The 2,480-nt window shown below is 73.6% G+C and carries 2 protein-coding genes; one reads left to right on the top strand and one right to left on the bottom strand.

Annotated features, from left to right (window positions below):
• The first annotated feature begins 189 nt into the window (after nt 1-189).
• A complete protein-coding gene (locus tag AC51EU_RS29570) occupies nt 190-1,536 on the top strand; it encodes a right-handed parallel beta-helix repeat-containing protein (RefSeq protein ID WP_496270166.1) in 1,347 nt (448 codons plus the stop codon).
• A 47-nt stretch (nt 1,537-1,583) separates the two neighbouring features.
• Here the strand turns inward: AC51EU_RS29570 and AC51EU_RS29575 are convergent, their stop codons facing one another.
• Nucleotides 1,584-2,372 (bottom strand): hypothetical protein, encoded by a 789-nt coding sequence (locus AC51EU_RS29575; RefSeq protein ID WP_496270167.1) that lies wholly within the window; start codon nt 2,370-2,372, stop codon nt 1,584-1,586.
• Between the last annotated feature and the right edge of the window lie 108 nt (nt 2,373-2,480).

The following is a 2,480-nucleotide window of genomic DNA, read 5'->3' on the forward strand; positions in this document are numbered from 1 at the left end:
CCCGCCGTTCGCCCCGCCGCGGCGCCGATCCCGGCGGCCAGCGCCGCGCCGGCCCCGAGCAGGGCCCTGCGCCCCCAACCGGATGCGGTGGACCGTGCCGGATCCTGCGTATTTCCTGGTTCGGTAGGCATGGGCGACATTGGAGGCGATAGAACGCCTGTCATGCAACTCCTCATTTTTCGTTGCCTGTTGGCCCGTAAGGCGCGCCGGTCCCCGGTGTTCCGGACGATGACGCTGCGGTACTTACCGATCCTGCTGGTCCCGGTCGGGATGCTGGCCGCCGGTTGTTCGCCGGACGGGGCGAAGCCGTCCGGCGACCGGCATCCGCCCGGGAACGTGCTTCGCGTCCCGGAGGATTTCCGGACGGTGCAGCGGGCGGTGGACGTCGCGCGCGCGGGGGACACGGTGCTGGTGCGGCCCGGTGTGTACCACGAGAGTGTGCGGGTCAGCGTGCCACGGGTGGTGGTGCGCGGCACGGACCGGAACAAGGTGGTCCTCGACGGCCGTCTGCGACTGGCCAACGGCATCACCGTCACCGGCGCCGGATCGGTGGTGGAGAACCTCACCGTGCGCGGCTACCTCGCCAACGGCGTCCTGTTCACCGGCGTCACCGACGAACGGTTGCAGCGGCGCGGCGCGGGCGGATCGGCCTACGACCCGCTGGACACCGCCCGGTTCCCGGCGGTGCGGGGATTCCGCGCCTCCCGGGTCACCGCGTACAACAACGGGCTCTACGGCATCTACGCCTTCGACGCGCGCGGCGGCGTCATCGAGGACTCCTACGCCTCGGGCCAGGCCGACTCCGGTATCTACGTCGGCCAGTGCCGGCCCTGCGACACCCTGGTGCGCGGCAACACGGTGGAGCGCAACGCGGTCGGCATCGAGATCACCAATGCCTCGGAGGGCCTGACGGTGCTGGGCAACCGCGTCGTCGGCAACCGCGTCGGGGTGACGGTGAACTCCAACGATCTGGAGGCCCTGGCTCCGCAGCACGACGCGGTGATCGCGGGCAATGTGATCGCCGGTAACAACGCCTCGGACTCGCCCGAGCAGGCCGACGGAGGGTTCGGCATCGGCGTCGGGATCGGCGGGGGAACGAAGAACCAGGTCCTGCGCAATCTCGTCCGGGGCAATCACGCGGCAGGCATCCTGGTCACCGACGTTCCCGGGCACCCGGCCCGCGGCAACCGCGTCGCGGACAACCGCGTCACGGCCAACGGCGCCGACCTGGTGACGGCCGCGGCCGACCCCGGCAACTGCTTCACCGGCAACGCGCCCGGGACGCAGAGCCCCAGCAATCTGGAGGACCTCGCCCGGTGCGGGGCCACTCGCCACCGGGCCCTTCCGGCCGGGCACCCCGAGCCCGTCCAGCCGCCGCCCGGCACCGCGTTCCACTCCGTGCCCGTCCCGCCCGCCCAACCGTCGATGCCGGACCCCACGGTCCCCGGCCGCCCGGCAACCCACCTCCCCGGGGCGGTCGACCCGGACCGTTACCCCTTGCCGACCAGCCAGGACGCCCTGCCGCGTCCGCGCTGAGCGCGGCCGGTACCGACCGGGCACGCCGGGGCCCCGGTACCGCGGTGTCAGCCGGTGAGCCACGGCGCCTCGGGAAGCTTCGCCCCGCCGTCGCGCCCGGTGATCTCCACGGTGGTCGGGGTGCCCAGGCCCGGCATGCGCATCGTCACCCGCCGCAGCCCGCCGTCGCCGTCGATCCAGTACGTCAGCGGCGACAACCCGCCACCGTCCCGGGCGGCGCCCCGCGAGCGCGGCCCGGAGAACCTGTCGTAGTCCCGGCCGCCGATCCGGTCGCGCCCCAGCCACCGGGGCCCGGACTGCGCGAGCAGCAGCGCGTTGTCGGGCCGGTCCGCGCCGAGCTGGGTCAGTAATCGGAGGCCGGAGTCCAGCGGGTCCTTGGTGTAGGCGCGCGGTGACCAGCCGGACCGGGGGACGTGCTCGGCCTGCCGCCAGGGCGGGCCGCCGGCGCCCTGCGGTTCCGGCGCCAGTCCGAGGCCGCGGCTGTCCCAGACGATCAGGCCGTGGCCGGGATTCCCGGTGGTCCCGGTGATCCGGTAGCTGCCCACGGCCCGGTGGCTGCGGTAGTCCACGACGCCCTTCACCCGTATCACCACACCGCTGCCCTCGGATGCGGTGAGGGTCACGGCCACCGGGCTGGACTGATACAGCGTCAGGCGTGACAGCGCCATACGGGACGCCTCGTCGACCGTCACCGGTCTGCTCGTGGTGCCGTTGCCGGAGACCGCCCGGTAGGTGATCAGGCCGCCCGCCGCGATGCCGCACACCGCGACCGCTCCCAGGGTCCTGAACCAGAACGTCCGACGCGGCGTACGGTCGCCGCTCCTCTTGCGGGCCATGCAATTGCCTTCTCTCACGTCGGTCCGCCACGAGGGCGGGCCCGCGGAACCACCGGTCCGCGGGCCCGCCCGATCCGCCTGTCGGCAGCCGGCGCGCCGCGCGCCGGC

The organism is Candidatus Streptomyces philanthi (assembly GCF_059553635.1).